Genomic DNA, 17,200 nt, shown 5'->3' with positions numbered 1-17,200 from the left:
GCAGGCGGTCCTGGGGCAGGTGCTCCTGGCGTAGGCGGGCCCGGTGAAGCTGGTTCAGGCGGTCCCGGTGTGGGTGCCCCCGGCGCTGGCGCGGCTGGGGCTGGAGCGTTCGAGGATCCCGATGCCACGCGTTTCCGGCGGCCCGCCGTTTCCGATGACCAGACCGTCGTCATCGTGAAGTCCGATGCCGCCGGCCCCGCAGGTCTCGCCGATGACGTCACCGTCGTGCAGGGGCAACTCCCCGGCAGGCGGGTCTACCCGCCCGATCCCGGGGCCCGCCGGCTCGACATCGACGCCGACGCCACTCCCCCCTCGGCGCTCCCGCTGCCGCCGCACCCCCAGCAGCCTCCGCAGCACTGGGCTTCCCCGCCCGCAGGCGGCTACCCCCCACCGCAGATGCCCCCGGGCCAGTACCAGCCCGGCTTCCCCCCAGGCCAGGGCCCGGTCGAGCCCGACCCCAACGCCACCCAAGCCGTCCCCCGTGGCCTGGGCACCGACATCTTCTCGATGCACCGGACCGCGCCCCCTCCGGCCGCCAAGCCGAAGGGCAAGGGCCGGTTGGTCCTGCTGCTCGTCCTCGCGTTCGTCGCGTTCGTGGCGCTCGCCGTGGTGGCGGTCTCGGCGTTCGGGGCCAACGGTGCCGGGCCGACCCGGACCGCCGGGCGGATCATCCCGCCCAGCCCGACCTCGGCCACCTATCCGCCGGAGCCTCCGGCGCCGGCCCCGGCCAAGGGGACCAGGCGGGAGCAGGGCGAGGGTTACACCATCGACGTCCCGGCGGGCTTCGGGCGTACGGACAAGGGAACCCAGGTCGTCTTCTCCGCCAAGGGCAGGGCGACCATCCGGGTGGCCACGGTTCAGATCACCACCGATCTGCTGAAGTCGATCGAGGCGGCCGAGGCCGGGCAGCCCTACGAGGGCTACGAGCTCATCCGGATCGCACCTCTGGAGACCTCTCCTTACAAGGGCGCGGACACGGCCGAGTGGGAATACGCCTACGAGGGCAAGAACGGGCTGGTCCACGTCGTGTCGCGGTGGGTCGACGGGTCCGACGGGGGCGCCTTCGCGATCTACTACGCGGTCCCGGAAGCACAGTGGGCCAAGTCGGCGAAGCAGCGGGAGGCCGTTTTCGCCTCGTTCCGGTTCCAGCGCCACCCCGACTGAATCATCCGCCCGTCTGGGGACAGACTGGGTTGTATGACGCGCATCGAGCATGACTCCATGGGCGAGGTCGAGGTGCCGGATCTCGCCAAGTGGCGGGCGCAGACGCAGCGTGCGGTGGAGAACTTCCCGGTCTCCGGCCGAGGGCTGGAGCCGGCGCACATCTCCGCGCTGGGCACGGTCAAGGCCGCCGCCGCCGTGGTGAACGCCTCCTACGGCCTGCTGGAGGCCGACATGGCGGCGGTGATCGCCGAGGCGGCCGGGGAGGTGGCCGCGAACAGGTGGGACGAGCAGTTCCCCGTCGACGTCTTCCAGACCGGCTCCGGCACCTCGTCGAACATGAACGCCAACGAGGTGATCGCGACGCTGGCGGAGGAGCGGCTGGGGCGGGCGGTGCATCCCAACGACCACGTCAACGCCGCCCAGTCGTCCAACGACGTGTTCCCCTCCTCCATCCACGTCGCCGCCGTGATCGAGTTGTCGAAGAACCTCACCCCGGCGCTGGAGCACCTGGCGACCGCGCTGGAGTCGAAGTCGGTGGAGTTCGCCGAGGTGGTGAAGTCGGGGCGGACCCATCTCATGGACGCCACCCCGGTCACCCTCGGCCAGGAGTTCGGCGGTTACGCGGCCCAGATCGAGCTCGGCATCGAGCGGCTCCAGTCGGCGCTCCCGAGGGTCGCCGAGTTGCCGCTGGGCGGCACGGCCGTCGGCACCGGCGTCAACACCCCCGACCGCGAGTGGGCCGGGAAGGTGATCGCGGAGATCTCCCGCGCCACCGGCCTGCCGTTCGCCGAGGCCAGGAACCACTTCGAGGCCCAGGGGGCGCGCGACGCCCTCGTCGAGTTGTCGGGTGTGCTGAAGACCGTCGCGGTCTCGCTCAACAAGATCGCCAATGACCTGCGGTGGATGGGGTCGGGGCCGCGGACGGGGCTGGGCGAGATCAATCTGCCCGACCTCCAGCCGGGATCGTCGATCATGCCGGGGAAGGTCAACCCGGTCGTGCCGGAGGCGGTGACGATGGTCGCCGCGCAGGTCGTCGGCAACGACGCGACGATCACCATGGCGGGGGCGTCGGGGTCGTTCGAGCTGAACGTGCAGATGCCGGTGATCGCGCGGAACCTGCTGGAGTCGATCAGGCTGCTGGGGAACGTGTCACGGCTGCTCGCCGACCGCTGCGTCCGCGACGTCACGGCCAACGAGGAGCGGCTGCGGGAGTACGCCGAGTCCTCCCCCTCCATCGTCACCCCGCTGAACCGCTACCTCGGCTACGAGGAGGCCGCCCGGATCGCCAAGCAGGCGCTCGCCGAACGGGCCACGATCCGCGACGTGGTCGTGAAGAGGGGGCACGTCGCCGCCGCGACGCTCACCGAGGAACAGCTGGACGAACTCCTCGACGTGCTCCCCATGACCGGCCACATACCAGAAAAGTCCGTTATGTCGGATCCCCACATGGGCGCCGAAGATCCGCCCGCGTAGATTCGGGTCGCATGACGGAAGACCTCGCCGGGCGGACGGCGCTGGTGACGGGCGCGGGCAGCGGCATCGGCCGGGCCTGCGCGATCAGGCTGGCCGCGGCAGGGGCCCGGGTGGTCGTGGCCGACCTGCGGGAACCCGAGGCGGCCGAGACCGCGGCCATGATCGGAGGCGTCGCGGTCACTGCCGATCTCGCCGATCCGGCCGTCTTCGAGCGGGGGCCGCTCGTCGAGCACGCCGCCCAGGCCGACGTCATCGTGAACAACGCCGGGTTCCAGCACGTCGCGCCCATCGACGAGTTCCCGCCGGAGATCTTCTCCCGTCTGATGGCGGTGCAGGTGGAGGCGCCCTTCCGGCTGATCAGGGCGGCGATGCCGTACATGAAAGGGAACAAGTTCGGCCGGGTGGTGAACATCTCCTCGGTGCACGGGCTGCGGGCCTCGCCGTTCAAGGTCGCCTACGTGACGGCCAAGCACGCCCTCGAAGGGTTGTCGAAGGTGATCGCGCTCGAAGGCGCCCCCTACGGGATCACCTCGACCTGTGTCTGCCCGGCCTACGTGCGCACCCCGCTCGTCGAGAACCAGATCGCCGCGCAGGCGGAGGCGCACCGGATCTCGCCCGAAGACGTGGTCGAGCGCATCATGTTGCAACCGGCCGCCATCAAGCGGCTGGTCGAACCCGAAGAGGTGGCCGAGATGGTCGCCTATCTGTGCGGCCCTGCGGGATCGTTCATCACGGGGGTGTCCATTCCGCTCGACGGAGGCTGGAGCGCGCGATAGATGAACGTCTTCCTGGAACTGCTGGCCAGGGAGGCCTCGGCCGTCGAGTTCGAGGGGCCGGTGCTCCAGGCGCGGGCGGCGGGCGCCGACCCGGCCACACTGGAAAAGCTGGAGCGCGAGAAGGTCGCCGCGCTGCGGATCAGGGCCGTGATGCGGCGCAGGGCCCGCCGGGAGGCGGAGTTGTCGGCGCTGTTCGACACCGCCAAGGACCTCGCGGGCCTGCGTGACATCGACGCCGTGCTCGCCGCCATCGTGCGCCGGGTGCGCGGGCTGCTCGGCACCGACGTGGCCTATCTGACGCTCAACGACGCCGAGCGCGGCGACACGTACATGCGGGTCACCGACGGCGTGATATCCGCCCGTTTCCGTTCTGTACGCCTCCCTCTCGGCGCCGGCCTCGGCGGCCTGGTGGCCCAGACGGGCGAGGGCTACGCGACCTCCGACTACTTCGCCGACGAGCGCTTCCGCCACACCATCACGATCGACGACGCCGTCACAGAAGAGGGGCTGGTGGCGATCCTGGGGGTGCCGCTGCGGCTGGGCGGCCAGGTCATCGGCGTGCTGTTCGCGGCCGACCGGGGCGCCCGGCCGTTCGCGCGGGAGGAGATCGCGCTGTTGTCGTCGCTGGCCGCGCACGCCTCGGTCGCCATCGACACCGCCCGCCTGCTGGAGGAGACCCGGGCCGCGCTGACCGAGCTGAGCGAGGCCAACCGGCTGATCCGCAACCACTCCACGGCCATCGAGCGGGCCGCCGACGCCCACGACCGGATGACCGGCCTGGTGCTGCGGGGCGGCGGCGTCGAGGACGTCGCGGCGGTGGTCACCGAGGTCATCGGCGGCAGGCTGACCGTGCTCGACGGCACGGGCGAGCCGCTGGCCGGCGACCCGGGCGACGTCGATCCGAGCGTCTCGGACGCGGCCAGGGCCTCCCGGGCGCTGGGCAGGTCGGTGGAGCGCGGCCGGAACCTGATCGCCTCGGTCGACGTGGGCGGTTCGGAGAGCGCGCCGTTGTGCACGCTGGTGTTGCGCACGGCCGGCCCGGTGGCCGACACCGACCGGCGCATCCTGGAGCGGGCCGCCCTGGTCACCGCGCTGCTGCTGCTGTTCCGCCGCAGCGTGGCCGACGCCGAGGGCCGGGTGCGCGGCGAGTTGCTCGACGACCTGATCGCCCGGCCCGACCTGGCCGGTCTCCCCGACCGGGCCCGCCGCCTGGGCCTCGACCTGGCCGAACCCCATGTGCTGGTGACCGTCACCCACGACGGGCAGCGCGAGCGGGCGGCGTTCTGGGCGTCGTCGGAGGCGGCCCTCACGGGTGGCCTGGCGACCGCGCGCGGCGACGAGGTGGTGCTGCTGCTCCCGGGCGACAAACCGGGCGTGACGGCCAAACGGGTGGCCGCCGAGTTGTCGGCCAGCCTGGGCCGGCCGGCCACCGCGGGCGCGGCGCAGGCGGGGTCCGACGTGGCCGCCGCCTACGAGGAGGCCCGCCGGTGCGCGTCGGCCCTGCTGGCGCTCGGCCGGGCGGGCGACGGCGCGGGCGCGGCCGAGCTCGGCTTCGTCGGCCTGGTGATCGGCGAGGGGCGCGACGTGGCCGGGTTCGTCCAGGGCGCGATCGGGGCGGTGGCCGACTACGACGAGAGGAAGGGCACTCAGCTCGTCCAGACGCTGGCCGCCTACTTCGCGTGCGGCGGGCAGCTCACCCGGACCGCCGAGGCCCTGCACATCCACGTCAACACGGTCACCCAGCGGCTCGACCGGATCAGGCGGCTGCTCGGCGACGACTGGCAGGAGCCCGAGCGGGCCCTGGAGATCCAGCTCGCGCTGCGGCTCGGTAGCGCCTTCCGCCACCCGCCGGGCCGGTGATATGTGCCGTACGCCCATGGTTGTGATGGGCGTCACTCCATAGGTTGTGGACATGAAAATGGAACGAATCGGCACCGCGAGGTTGACGCAGAACGTCCGGTCGGTGCCCGGCGCCGAGGGCGAAGCGGTGCTGTTCGTGCACGGCAACGTGTCGTCCGGCGCCTTCTGGGAGGACACCCTTGAGGCGTTGGCCGCCACCCACCGGCCGCTCGCGGTCGACCTGCGCGGCTTCGGCGACACCGACCCCGAGCCGGTCGACGCCTCGCGCGGGGTGCGCGACTACAGCGACGACGTGCTGGCGCTGCTCGACACGCTGGAGATCGACCGGGTGCACCTGGTCGGCTGGAGCCTGGGCGGCGGCGTGGTGCTCCAGGCGCTCATGGACCGCCCGTCGGTCGTGGCGAGCGTGACGCTGGTCAACCCGGTCTCGCCGTACGGCTTCGGCGGCACCCACGACGTCGCGGGCGCCTCCACCCACGCCGACCACGCGGGCAGCGGCGCCGGCGGCGCCAACCCCGACTTCGTGTCGGCCCTGGCCAACGGCGACACCGGCGACGGCCCGGTGACGCCGCTGCGGGTGTTCCGCACGACGTACGTGAAGAACCCCGTGCCCGGCGAGGACCGCTGGGTCGCCTCGATGCTGACCACCCGCATCGGCGACGACCACTACCCGGGCGACACGGTCCCCTCGGACAACTGGCCGGGGGTCGCGCCCGGCGTCCGGGGCGTGCTGAACACCCTGTCGCCCGCCCACTTCCGCATCGACCTCAGCGGCGTCGACCCGAAGCCGCCGATCCTGTGGCTGCGCGGCGCCGACGACGTGATCGTCTCGGACACCTCGCTGTTCGACCTGGCCCACCTGGGCGCCATCGGCGCGATCCCCGGCTCCCCCGGCACCCCGGCCCAGCCGATGATCGCCCAGACCAGGGCGTTCCTGGAGGCGTACGGGAACCACACCGAGGTCGTCCTCGACGACTGCGGCCACAGCCCGCACATCGAGAAGCCCGAGGAGTTCCGCGAGGCGCTCCGCAAACACCTGGGTTAGAGCATCCCGTACCGCCGCTTGAGCGAGGCGATCATGCGCTTCCAGCCGGTGGGCGGGCGTGGGGTCTCCAGGGGCCGCACGACCGCCCTGCCGCGCTGCGTCTCGACCGCGAAGCGGAGGTCGACGAGGCTGCCGTCCATGCGCAGCTTGGGCCGCCAGACCCCCCGGGTGAGGCCACCGCGCCCGGCGGGGAGCTTGGCGATGAGCTGACCGGCGAACTTGCCGGGCTCGCCCGGCTCGATGAGGGCGGGCGCCACGACGGTCTTCCCGCCGACCCTGCGCAGCACCAGCTCGGCCGACGGGCCGCCGTTGGGCGGCACATAGGGCACCGGGACCGACACGAACACCGCTCCGTCGTGCGCCGAGACCGTGGTCTCCTGGGAGACCAGCGCGATCGACTCGGCGAACGAGCGGGGTTCGACGCAGACGCTCAGCTCGCCCTTGTCCGACCAGCACGGCACCACGAGCCGCCGGGGATACTCGGCCATCATCCCGGCCGAGGTGACACCCCGCTCGGGGCGGACGACCCGGGTCCTGGCGGGGTTCACGCCGCGCATCCGCACGTGCACCTCCCACACGCCCGGGTCGAGGGGGCGGCCGAAGGCGGCCGTGCCGACGTCGAACCGGGCGTCGCCGGAGGCGCGCAGCCGCACGCCGCCCTCGACGGGCAGCCGCCGCAACTCGCCGGTCACCGGCAGGAAGTGCATCTCGCCGGTCTCGGACTGCCGCACGTACACCTCCATCCGCACCTCGTCGGCCGCGTCGGTGATCTCGCGCAGCGCGGGGTCGAGCCGGTCGACCCGCGACGGCGGCACCCACCAGACCCGGTCGCCGTCGGCCGCGAACACCATCGGCGTGCCGTCGGCGGCGACCAGCTCGGCCGTCAGGGCGAGCGACAACACGTGGCCCTCCCAGCGCAGGTCGCCCAGCTCGGCGTCGAGCCGGGTCCCCTGCGCCGCCCTGGCCAGGTCGACGATCCCCTTGGTGTCTCCGGTACGCAGCAGCGCCGCCCTGGCCCTCAGGTGGACCGGCAGATGGGTGTCGAGGGTCTCGGGGAACCGGGCGGCGGTGATGGCCTTGAGATGGCCGTACAGAAGCTCCTGGCGCTCGGCCGGCAGGCCGAGGAACGGCGGGCCGAGGCGGCGCAGCGCGACGCTGCGGAAGAAGTGGGCGGCGATGCGGTCGCGCTGGCCACCCGGCTCGGTCTGGGCCTCGACGATGTCCATGATCGCGCTCAGCCCGGCGACGAGGTCCCAGTCGCCCGGCTCGGGCTCACCGGTGGGACCGACGTGGCAGACCACGTGCCCGGCCGCGACCGCGATCACCTTCGCCGACAGGTAGGCCCGCAGCACGAACGCCTGCTCCGACAGCGCCCGGTCGGCGAACCGGAGCTGGTGGGTCTCGACGAACTCGCGGCGGAACAGCTTGTGCGCGGTCACGGCGGTGAGCAGCCGGTCGCGGAGCAGGTCGGCCCGGTCGCGGTCGCGGGTGAACGCGGCGGCGACGGGCCCGTCGCCGCTCAGCCGCCCGACCAGCACGTCGGCCTCGGTCTCCTTGGCCCGCTCGAACAGCCGTCGCAGCGCGCCCGGCTCCAGCCGGTCGTGCGCGTTCATCAGGAACACGAACTCGCCCAGCGCCACTGACAACGCGGCGTTGCGGCCCCGGGACGGATCGCCGGTCCGTTCGAGGTGCAGCACCCGCACGTTCGACCGCGTGGCGGCGAGGGCGTCGAGGCGCTTACGGGTCCCGTCGGTCGACCCGTCGTCGGCGAAGATCACTTCGTACTCGTCCGGCGGGAGCTCCAGCAATGAGCGCACGCACGCGTCGAACGAGTCGCTGGCGGGCCCGGCATTTCCGACAGGGACCGCGACGGAGACTTTCAGCCCTTGGCGCATCCCCCCAGCGTGCGGGGAATGCGCCAAACCGCTGTTCAGCCTTGCCGAAGGATGGCCATTCCTTACCTAGTACCAGCCCACCCGCTGGCTGTGCCCCCAGGCGCCACAAGGTGAGCCGTAACGGCCCTTGATGTAGCCGAGACCCCACTTGATCTGGGTGGCCGGGTTGGTCTGCCAGTCGGAGCCCGCGCTGGCCATCTTGCTGCCGGGCAGCGACTGCGGGATGCCGTAGGCCCCGGAGTAGCGGTTCATCGCCCGCTCGTTCCAGTGGCTCTCCTTGTCCCACAACTTCTCCAGGCAGCCCCACTCGCCCTCCCAGCCCATGGCGGCGTTCATCTGCTTGCCGAGGGCCTTGTTGGAGCCGGGGTCGGGCGAAGAACCGGGCGGGAAGTCGGCCGGCAGGAATCCGCCGCCACCCGGCGCCTCCTTGGGGATCTCGACGCTGTCGTCGGGGCCGAAGGGCTTGCGCCCCTCCCGGCCGCCGGCCAGCTTGCTCTCCTGCATGGCGGTGGCGGCGTCGGCCTTGAGCGCGTCGATCCGGGGGTCGTTGCCGATGATGTCGGGGTTGAACCCGAGGATGTCGATCGGCGTCTTCGGCTGGTTCGCGTTGTCGATCGCGGTGCGGACCAGGAAGGTGGTGAACCCGGCGATCACGGCCACCGTCACGCCGGCGATCACCAGGCGCTTGGGGGTGAACAACGGCCCCTTGGGCCGTTTCGGGGGCGGCGGAGGCTCGTCCGACAACCTCGGCTGGGACGGCGGCGGCGGGGGTGTCGTCGGCGACGCGGCCCGGCGGGCACGACGGGCCCCGGGGCGGCGTTCCCTGACAGGCTGACCAGAACTCACGACCTATGAGCTTGCCGTGCGGGGGTGGGTGGTCCGCAACCGATTCGCGAAACCCGCTTGACCACTTCTTTAGACAAAGGGGTCTAACAAGCACTTTCTTCGCTGATGTGATTTTGCTCACACCCGATTTCGTCGCCTTATGCCAGCTTCTTCCAGTCCGGTAAGGCCGCATAATGACCGGATGGCAGGCATCCTCCTCGTTGAAGACGACCCTTCGGTCCGGACCGGACTGGAGCTCGCGCTCGCCCGCCAGGGTCACTCGATCACCGCGTTCGGCACGGGCGAGGAGGCCCTGGAGCACATTCGGGCGCGGCGGCCGGAGATCGTCATCCTCGACGTGATGCTGCCCGGCATCGACGGCGTCGAGGTGTGCCGGAGGATCCGCAAGCTCGACTCGCTGCCGATCATCCTGCTGACCGCGCTCGGCGACGACCTCGACATCGTGGTCGGCCTGGAGGCCGGCGCCGACGACTACGTGATCAAGCCGGTCGAGCCCCGCGTGCTCGACGCCCGCATCAGGGCGATCCTGCGCCGCATGGAGTCGGCCTCCACCGACCGGATCACCTTCGGCGACCTGATGATCGACCGGGGCGCGCTCAAGGTCACCCTGGAGGGCCGCGAGGTCCACCTCACCCCGACCGAGCTGCGGCTGCTGCTGGAGCTCGTGCGCCACCCCGGCCAGGTGCTCAACCGGCGCTACCTGCTGCGCTCGGTGTGGGACCACACCCACGTGGCCGACTCTCGGCTCGTCGACGCGTGCGTGCAGCGCATCCGGGCCAAGATCGAGCCCACCCCGGGCGACCCCGTCTACATCCACACGGTCAGGGGCTTCGGTTACCGTTTCAGCGGGCCGTGAGCCTCAGGTGAGCAGCCTGCGCAAGCGGCTCGTCGTCACCTTCACGGTCGTGGCGGTGACGGCCTCGTTCATGGTCGCCGGGATCGGCTACCAGATCGTCCGGGGTGAGCTGCTGCGGCGGACCGAGTCGAGCGCGGTCGACGACGTCCGCGACACCATGGACCGGCTGACCCTCCCCATCGGCACCAGCGACCTGCTGTGGCCCAACGACGCCTCGGTCACCGACGACGACCTCACCAACCTCGTCGCCAGCCTCAGCGGCCCCGACCGCCAGGTGATCGTCGAGTACGGCCAGGAACCCCCCAGGTTCTCCGAGGGCGCCCAGGTCACCCCGGCCGACATCCCCGACGACCTGCGTGCCGCCGCGCGCACCCGGATCGCCTACCTCACCACGACGCTCGACGAGCAGCCGACCCTCGTGGTCGGCACCGACGTCAAGCGGCAGACCGGCAGCGGCGCGGTCCGCTCCACCGGCATGTCGGTCTTCGTGTTCGTCTCCATGACCGACGTCGACCGCGTGCTCGCCAACCTGCGCGCCGCCCTGCTCCAGGCCGGCTCGCTCACCCTGGTCATCGCGCTCACCGTCGCGCTGCTGTCGGCCCGCCAGGTCCTCCTTCCGGTACGCCGCCTCGGAGAGGCCGCCCGCGCCCTGGGGGCCGGCCGGCTCGACACCCGGCTGCCCGTCCACGGCCGCGACGAACTGGCCGAGCTCACCGCCACGTTCAACGAGACGGCGCAGGCGCTGGAGCAGACCGTCCAGGAGCTCTCGTCGCTGGAGGCCATGTCGCGGCGGTTCGTCGCCGACGTCTCCCACGAGCTGCGCACCCCGCTGACCACCATGACCGCGGTCACCGACATGCTCTCCGACGAGGCCGAACGCCTGCCGCCCGACGCCGGGCAGGCGGTCCACCTGGTGGTCGCCGAGATCGAGAGACTGCGCTCGCTCGTCGACGACCTGATCGAGGTCAGCCGCTTCGACTCCGGCGCGGCCGTGCTCCGCCGCGAGACCGTCGACGTCGGCGACGAGCTGACGGAGTGCCTGGAGATCCGGGGCTGGACCGACCAGGTGACCCTGCGGGTGCCCGACGGCCTGACCTACCAGGTCGACCCGCGCCGCTTCGACGTGATCGTCGCCAACCTGGTCGGCAACGCGCTCAAGCACGGCGAACAGCCGCTGATCGTGACCGCCAAGGTCCTGCCCAGCGGCCTGGAGGTGCGGGTCAGGGACCACGGCGCCGGCATCCCCCGCGAGGACCTGCCGCACGTCTTCGACCGCTTCTTCAAGGCCGGCGCCAACCGCGCCCGCTCGGGCGGCAGCGGCCTCGGCCTGTCGATCGCCAGGGCCAACGCCGAACTCCACCGAGGCACGATCACGGTCAAGCTCGCCGACCCCGGCACCCAGTTCACGTTGTGGATACCGAGACCATGAGGAAATGGCTCTGGCCGCTGCTGCTGGTCACCGCGTGTGGCGTGACCCCGACCGGGGTTCAGGACGGAGGTCCGCCGCCGGTGATAAGCCCGAAGGCGGCCGTCGCGACGGTCTACCTGCTGCGTGACGGCAAGCTGGAGCCCAGCAGCGTCGCGGTGGCCTCGCACTCGATGGACAACGTGATGGCCGCCCTCTTCGAGGCGGGCGCCCGCTCGACCTCGGGTCTCACCACCGAGCTCACCGGCCTGTCATGGCAGACCAGCCAGCTCACCCGCTTCGGCACGGTCCGCAACGACCCCGACAACGCCGACGGCTTCCGGCTGTCGCTGTTCGTCAGCGGCGGACGGCCGGTCACCAAGACGGCGCAGGCCCAGATGACCTGCACCGCCATGCGGCAGCGGGAGGACATCTGGGCCGTCACGATCACCAGGACCGACGCCACCGGCCCGGTTTCCTACGGTGAGCACACCTGCCGCGAGTTCTGGCACCTCGCGGCCCCGGGCCGGCAACTTCCCCGCTAGTCCTACGGGGTGATGTCTTCGAGCATCTCGGTCACCAGGGCGGCGATCGGGGAGCGTTCCGAACGCGTCAGGGTGACGTGGGCGAACAGCGGGTGGCCCTTCAGCTTCTCCACCACGGCGACGACCCCGTCGTGGCGGCCGACCCGCAGGTTGTCGCGCTGGGCGATGTCGTGGGTCAGCACGACCCGCGAGTTGGCGCCGATGCGGGACAGGACCGTCAGCAGCACGCCGCGTTCCAGCGACTGGGCCTCGTCGACGATCACGAACGCGTCGTGCAGCGACCGGCCGCGGATGTGGGTCAACGGCAGGACTTCGAGCATGCCCCGGTCGAGGACCTCCTCGATCACCTCGGGCGTGGTCACCGCGCCCAGGGTGTCGTAGACGGCCTGGGCCCACGGGCCCATCTTCTCGTTCTCGGTGCCGGGCAGGTAGCCGAGGTCCTGGCCGCCCACCGCGTAGAGCGGGCGGAAGACGATGACCTTGCGGTGCTGGCGGCGTTCGAGCACGGCCTCCAGACCGGCGCAGAGCGCCAGCGCCGACTTGCCGGTGCCGGCCCGGCCGCCCAGCGAGACGATCCCGATCTCCGGGTCCATCAGCAGGTCGAGCGCGATGCGCTGCTCGGCGCTGCGGCCGTGGAGGCCGAACACCTCGCGGTCGCCGCGCACCAGGCGCACCGACTTGTCGGGGAGCACCCGTCCGAGCGCGGAACCCTTGCTGGTCAGCAGCCGCAGACCCGTGTGGGTCGGCAGGTCGCGGGCCTCTTCGAGGTCGGTCGAGCCGTGTTCGAAGAGCGCCTCCACATCTTCTGTGGTGACCTGGAGCTCGTCCATGCCGGTCCAGCTCGCGTCGGACTCGGCGACCAGCTCCGCGCGGTATTCCTCGGCGGCCAGGCCGATCGAGGCGGCCTTGATGCGCATCGGCAGGTCTTTGGAGACCAGCACGACGTCGTAACCCTCGGACGCCAGGTTCTGCGCGACGGTGAGGATGCGCGTGTCGTTGTCGCCCAGCCGGAACCCGGCCGGCAGGCCGGACGGGTCGCTGTGGTTGAGCTCGACCCTGAGGGTTCCCTCACCCATCGGGATCGGCTCGTCGAGACGGCCGTGCTGGACACGCAGATCGTCCAGGAATCGCAGGGCTTTGCGGGCGAAGTATCCCAGTTCGGGATGGTGCCGCTTACCTTCCAGCTCTGTGATCACGACAACGGGGAGCACCACTTCATGTTCGTCGAACCGGCTCATCGCGGCCGGGTCGGCGAGCAGGACAGAGGTGTCCAGGATGTACGTGCGCCGGGAGGTGCCAGACGAGTGACCGGACATGGACGGGTTGGACAATGCCACGCGTTCTCCCCCGGGCGCCGGGGGTCGGCGCCCTGCCTTGACTGGTGGTGAACGGACCGGGCCCGGACGCCTTCAAGGCGGTGCCGGGAACCGGCCCCACCTGCGAAGTCATCAAGACGCAAGAACGGGCCCTCTCCCGAGGTGAGCGTGGATGCTCACGTCTTACGGTACGTCCTGAATCCCCCCGCGCCAACGCTCCAATCCTGTCCGAAAGGGGGTGTTCACGTGCCGTTTCAGGAGCCGTACCGACGGTTACGCGCGGCGTAGGCGCGGAGCGCCCGCAGAAAGTCCACTCTGCGGAAATCGGGCCAGTAGGCCTCGCAGAAGTAGAACTCGGAGTGGGCACTCTGCCACAACAGGAATCCGGAGAGTCGCTGCTCCCCTGAGGTCCGGATGACGAGATCCGGATCGGGCAGGCCGCGCGTGTAGAGATGCTCAGCGATGTGCTCCACATCGAGGACCTCCACGAGGTCCTCGATGCTCGCCCCCTTGCTGGCGTGCTCCTGGAGGAGGGAGCGCACCGCATCAGCGATCTCACGTCTTCCTCCATACCCAACGGCCACGTTCACAATCAGCCCAGGCCGGTGTGATGTTGCCTCTTTCGCATTTTTCAGGACATGGGCCGTGTGATCGGGCAGCAGGTCCAGCGATCCCATGGGCTTGATGTGCCAGCCCTGTTCGACCAGGTCGTCGACCAGGTTCTCGATCACCTGGAGGAGCGGTTCGAGCTCCTTCTTGTCACGCGAGAGGTTGTCGGTGGAGAGGAGCCACAGGGTGACGTACTCGACGCCGGCCTCCTTGCACCACACGAGGAGCTCGGAGATCTTGTCGGCGCCCTTCTGGTGGCCGTGGCGGACGTCGTCGTGGCCGTTGGAGCGGGCCCAGCGGCGGTTGCCGTCGACGATCACACCGACGTGGCGGGGGGCCTGGATCGAGGTGAGCTTTCGTTCGAGCCTGCGTTCGTACACCTTGTAAACAAGATCGCGCAGGTCCATGACTCCCCCGGTGATTCGCTTGAGCCCGCTGTCACATGACAGACATGGTCAAGCAATTATCGGGGGCGAGATGCAATCCCCGCTCCCGAAATGAGGGAGCTGTTACGTTCCATCCCATATTGGGTACCAAGCCGGACTTCTGCCTCTGTCACGAGAGCCATCAGGAACATCAGGAGTTCTCCGGAGGTGACCACGGCCCGCAACCCGACGCCGGGGGTGCCCCACGCCTCGACGCAGGCCCGCCTGGTCAGCCGCCACCGGCCGGTCGCGCCCCGGCCGGGCACCCAGACGGGGATGAGCCGGAGCTGGCACCGCAGCTCACCGCCGCCCACGACGTCGGTGCGGCTCCGGTAGCGGAACCCGAACAGCTCCGCCTCGTCGGCCTCCCCCGGGAAGCGGTCGTCGGGATCGTCCCAGGCGAGCTGGGACTCCCGGGCCTCGGCCACCGACCGGGCCAGGCGGGCCAGGAACCAGCCGCACCGCTCCCCGACCGAGCCGTAGGCCACCCCGTCGCGGAACAGCTCCAAGGTGACCTCATAGGGCACCCCGGCGCTGTCGCGGCATGCCACGGGATCAACCGTCAGGTACGACCCATCTACGCACCGTAGTCCACCCACGCCACAGAGGGTATCCCGGGCGGACCCCCGCAAACCGGCCCTACCGTGATTGATCCCTCTTTGAGGTGAAGCGCCACCAGTGCCGCTTTTGCCGGGTCTCCGGATCGGGCGCGTCGAGCAGCCCGCGATCCCGCAACCAGTCGGCGAACGCCGCCGCGTCGGCCCGCGAGCCGCCCTGGGGTTTCGGACGGCCGGAAGCGTAGGCGTGGAACTCCCGGGCGAAGGAGTTCCCGAGGGCCTCCCGCACATCGGGCCGGGCCGCGGCGACCAGCCCCCGGCGCTTGGCGATCAGGCTGCCGGCCTGGATCCGGAGCCGCTCGACGTCGAACCCCTCGGGCGGCGCGGCCCCCGCGACCAGGGCGGAGAGGAGGGCACGCTGCCGATCGGCCAGCCGGGCGCGGGGGTCATCCATTCCGCTGCTCCGGCACGGCTGCGCCCGGCGCCGACCGGCCGCGCCGACCCCGCTCAGCCACGATCCATCGCCGCCCTGATGCGGTCGAGTTCGGCCGCGAGGTCGGCGTCGCTCGGATAGTCGGCGTCCCACTCCAGCAGGGCGCCCGGCGGCCGGTGGCGGGCGCAGAGTTCGGCCAGGAGGTCGAGGACCTCCTCCGGCGGGGAGGCGGTGTGGGTGTCGTGCCACACGTCGCCGTGGCCGTGGCCGCCGGCGACGTGGACGTAGGCGAGGTGTTCCAGCGGCAGGGCGTCGAGGGCCTTGACCGCGTCGAGCCCCAGGTTGACCTGGTTGGTGTAGAGGTTGGCCACGTCGATCAGCAGCTTCACCCCGGTCCGCTCGACCAGTTCGCCGAGGAACTGCGCCTCGGTCAGCTCGTCGCCGGGCCAGCCGAACAGGGCCGCGACGTTCTCCAGGGCCAGCGGCACCGGCAGGCAGTCGAGGGCGATCCGCACGTTCTCCACGATCACGGTCAGCGCGTCGCGCGTCCGGGGCACCGGCAGCAGGTGCCCGGCTTCGAGGTCTCCCGACCTGACGTACGCGAGATGCTCGGAGACCAGCGGAGACCCGAGGGCCTCCGCGGCGGCGGCCAGGTGGTCGAGACGGGCCCGGTCGGGCCGCTCGGCGCCGCCGAGGCCCAGCGCGACCCCGTGGGGGATCACCGGGACGCCCCGCGCGCGCAGCACCCGCAGCGACTCGGGCACCCGTCCGGGGTTGACCGTCTCGGCGATGACCTCGGTGAACTCGACCCCGGGCAGGTGCTCGACGGTCAGGTCGATCTCCGACCGCCAGCCGATGCCCACCCCGAGCCGGTCAGCTCCCACCGCAACCTCCGCCGCAGCCACCACCACAACTCGACCCGCCACCCGAGTCGCCGCCGCCCGAGTCGCCACCACCGCCGCCGCCGAAGTCGCCGCCGCCGAAGTCGGAGCCCGAGCCCCACCCGGAGTCGGCGCCCGAGGGCCCGCCGCAGGCTCCGGCCCCGCACCCGCCGCCGTTCTGCAGCTCGGCGTGGCCGGGCCCGGTGTAGATGGCGACGCCGTAGAGGGCGAGGGTGCTGTCGTTGCCGCCGTTGTGGGCGTAGGCGAGTTCGCGGGTACGCGGATAACGCGCCATGGCCGACTTGAGCGCGGCGTGCCCGGCGTCGGTCAGCACGCTGCGGTTCTCGTTGGCGTAGCCCGACGAGACCGCCAGCGCGATGATCCACGTCAACATCGAGACGACCAGGGTCAGCACGTTCCAGACCAGGAAGTCGAACCAGCCCAGCGCCATCGTCACGATGCTGACCGGCACGAGCAGCCCCGGGATCACCAGCAGCCGGCGCAGCCTGGTGTTGGCCCGCCGGGCCAGCGTCAGGGCCGACTCGGCCACCACGAGCCCCTGACCGCGCAGCCCGTAGTCGATGCCCGTCACCGCGGGGCCGACGGCGGCGGTCCGCCGGATGTCGGCCAGCGAACGGCCGTTGGTCCCGGCCGCCAGGTCGAGCACCTCCTGCTCGATCCGCTCGGCGGGCGCCCCGGCGATGCCCCGGACGGCCGTGACGGTGCCGTCACGGGAGATGCGCACCCGCCCCTGGGACACGAGCACCGCGACCGCGGTGTTCACGACCCGGCGCGGCCCACCGGCCAGGAAGGCCAGCGAGTAGGGGTCCGGCGGAGCCGCGGGATGGTAGCCACCGGCTTTGACCCGGCGCTGTTCCTTCTTCACCCGTCCCACCTGACGGAAGACCACGACGGACGCGACGGACGCGAGGATGAAGAGCAAAAGGGAGCCCATGCCGCCTCCAGGACGACTCCAAGGGAGAGTTCAACCGATTAGACGATCGCATGGGGAACGCGGTTCGCACATCGTCCGGAATGACGAAGGTCATGCGGACACGAACGGCCCGCGCCGTCGGGTGGCGCGGGCCGTTCGTAAGAGGGGAGGCCCGACGCC

Annotated in this window: 16 protein-coding genes; 8 read left to right on the top strand and 8 right to left on the bottom strand. The window is 71.3% G+C overall.

Annotation, left to right across the window (positions count from 1 at the left end; translation table 11 throughout):
• Positions 1-174 precede the first annotated feature (174 nt).
• The 5 genes from AW273_RS38450 to AW273_RS07735 are packed head-to-tail and all read left to right on the top strand — an operon-like array spanning position 175 to position 6,318.
• On the top strand, positions 175-1,164 hold the full coding sequence (locus tag AW273_RS38450; RefSeq protein ID WP_232327163.1) for a serine/threonine kinase C-terminal domain-containing protein: 990 nt from the start codon (positions 175-177) through the stop codon (positions 1,162-1,164).
• A 33-nt stretch (positions 1,165-1,197) separates the two neighbouring features.
• Positions 1,198-2,637, top strand: coding sequence for a class II fumarate hydratase (locus AW273_RS07750; RefSeq protein WP_062346653.1), 1,440 nt, complete (start codon positions 1,198-1,200; stop codon positions 2,635-2,637).
• Positions 2,638-2,648: 11 nt separating this feature from the next.
• On the top strand, positions 2,649-3,413 hold the full coding sequence (locus tag AW273_RS07745; protein ID WP_062346651.1) for a 3-hydroxybutyrate dehydrogenase: 765 nt from the start codon (positions 2,649-2,651) through the stop codon (positions 3,411-3,413).
• Positions 3,414-5,273, top strand: a complete 1,860-nt coding sequence (locus AW273_RS07740) for a helix-turn-helix domain-containing protein (protein ID WP_062346649.1) — start codon at positions 3,414-3,416, stop codon at positions 5,271-5,273.
• A 52-nt stretch (positions 5,274-5,325) separates the two neighbouring features.
• Positions 5,326-6,318, top strand: a complete 993-nt coding sequence (locus AW273_RS07735; protein ID WP_062346795.1) for an alpha/beta fold hydrolase — start codon at positions 5,326-5,328, stop codon at positions 6,316-6,318.
• Here the strand turns inward: AW273_RS07735 and AW273_RS07730 are convergent.
• Positions 6,315-8,213 carry a glycosyltransferase family 2 protein gene (locus AW273_RS07730; RefSeq protein ID WP_083949579.1) on the bottom strand — a complete coding sequence of 633 codons (1,899 nt, stop codon included), beginning with the start codon at positions 8,211-8,213 and terminating at the stop codon, positions 6,315-6,317. The two genes, AW273_RS07735 and AW273_RS07730, sit on opposite strands and share 4 nt — an antisense overlap.
• Positions 8,214-8,279: 66 nt before the next feature.
• Entirely contained in the window at positions 8,280-9,059 is a 780-nt protein-coding gene (locus tag AW273_RS07725; protein ID WP_232327160.1) for an aggregation-promoting factor C-terminal-like domain-containing protein, read from the bottom strand.
• A gap of 181 nt (positions 9,060-9,240) precedes the next feature.
• Here AW273_RS07725 and AW273_RS07720 point away from each other — a divergent pair, with 181 nt between their 5' ends.
• The 3 genes from AW273_RS07720 to AW273_RS07710 are packed head-to-tail and all read left to right on the top strand — an operon-like array spanning position 9,241 to position 11,865.
• Entirely contained in the window at positions 9,241-9,915 is a 675-nt protein-coding gene (locus AW273_RS07720) for a response regulator (RefSeq protein WP_030451904.1), read from the top strand.
• A 7-nt stretch (positions 9,916-9,922) separates the two neighbouring features.
• Positions 9,923-11,344, top strand: coding sequence for an ATP-binding protein (locus tag AW273_RS07715; RefSeq protein ID WP_062346645.1), 1,422 nt, complete (start codon positions 9,923-9,925; stop codon positions 11,342-11,344).
• The gene (locus AW273_RS07710) at positions 11,341-11,865 is read left to right on the top strand and encodes a hypothetical protein (RefSeq protein ID WP_062346643.1); all 525 of its coding nucleotides are present in this window, start codon (positions 11,341-11,343) and stop codon (positions 11,863-11,865) included. The genes AW273_RS07715 and AW273_RS07710 overlap by 4 nt, the downstream gene beginning before the upstream one ends.
• Positions 11,866-11,867: 2 nt before the next feature.
• On the opposite strand, the gene phoH2 is transcribed toward AW273_RS07710, so the two are convergent.
• The 6 genes from phoH2 to AW273_RS07680 form a co-directional block, all read right to left on the bottom strand.
• Positions 11,868-13,181, bottom strand: coding sequence for an RNA 5'-3' helicase PhoH2 (gene phoH2 / locus AW273_RS07705; RefSeq protein WP_062346642.1), 1,314 nt, complete (start codon positions 13,179-13,181; stop codon positions 11,868-11,870).
• Between the two features lie 254 nt (positions 13,182-13,435).
• On the bottom strand, positions 13,436-14,197 hold the full coding sequence (locus tag AW273_RS07700) for an isoprenyl transferase (RefSeq protein ID WP_062346640.1): 762 nt from the start codon (positions 14,195-14,197) through the stop codon (positions 13,436-13,438).
• 56 nt (positions 14,198-14,253) lie between these two features.
• A complete protein-coding gene (locus tag AW273_RS07695; protein ID WP_232327158.1) occupies positions 14,254-14,766 on the bottom strand; it encodes a hypothetical protein in 513 nt (170 codons plus the stop codon).
• A gap of 88 nt (positions 14,767-14,854) precedes the next feature.
• Complete coding sequence (locus AW273_RS37790) at positions 14,855-15,226, bottom strand: SCO6045 C-terminal-like domain-containing protein (RefSeq protein ID WP_062346638.1); 372 nt, start codon at positions 15,224-15,226, stop codon at positions 14,855-14,857.
• Between the two features lie 53 nt (positions 15,227-15,279).
• Entirely contained in the window at positions 15,280-16,089 is an 810-nt protein-coding gene (locus AW273_RS37785; RefSeq protein ID WP_232327157.1) for an MbnB/TglH/ChrH family RiPP precursor modification enzyme, read from the bottom strand.
• The gene (locus tag AW273_RS07680; RefSeq protein ID WP_062346634.1) at positions 16,079-17,041 is read right to left on the bottom strand and encodes a TIGR04222 domain-containing membrane protein; all 963 of its coding nucleotides are present in this window, start codon (positions 17,039-17,041) and stop codon (positions 16,079-16,081) included. The genes AW273_RS37785 and AW273_RS07680 overlap by 11 nt, the downstream gene beginning before the upstream one ends.
• Positions 17,042-17,200 lie beyond the last annotated feature (159 nt).

The sequence above is a fragment of the Herbidospora yilanensis genome, from assembly GCF_001570565.1.
GTDB classification, from domain to species: domain Bacteria; phylum Actinomycetota; class Actinomycetes; order Streptosporangiales; family Streptosporangiaceae; genus Herbidospora; species Herbidospora yilanensis.
Note: the sequence above shows the minus strand (reverse complement) of the source record. Positions and strands in the feature narration are given on the sequence as shown.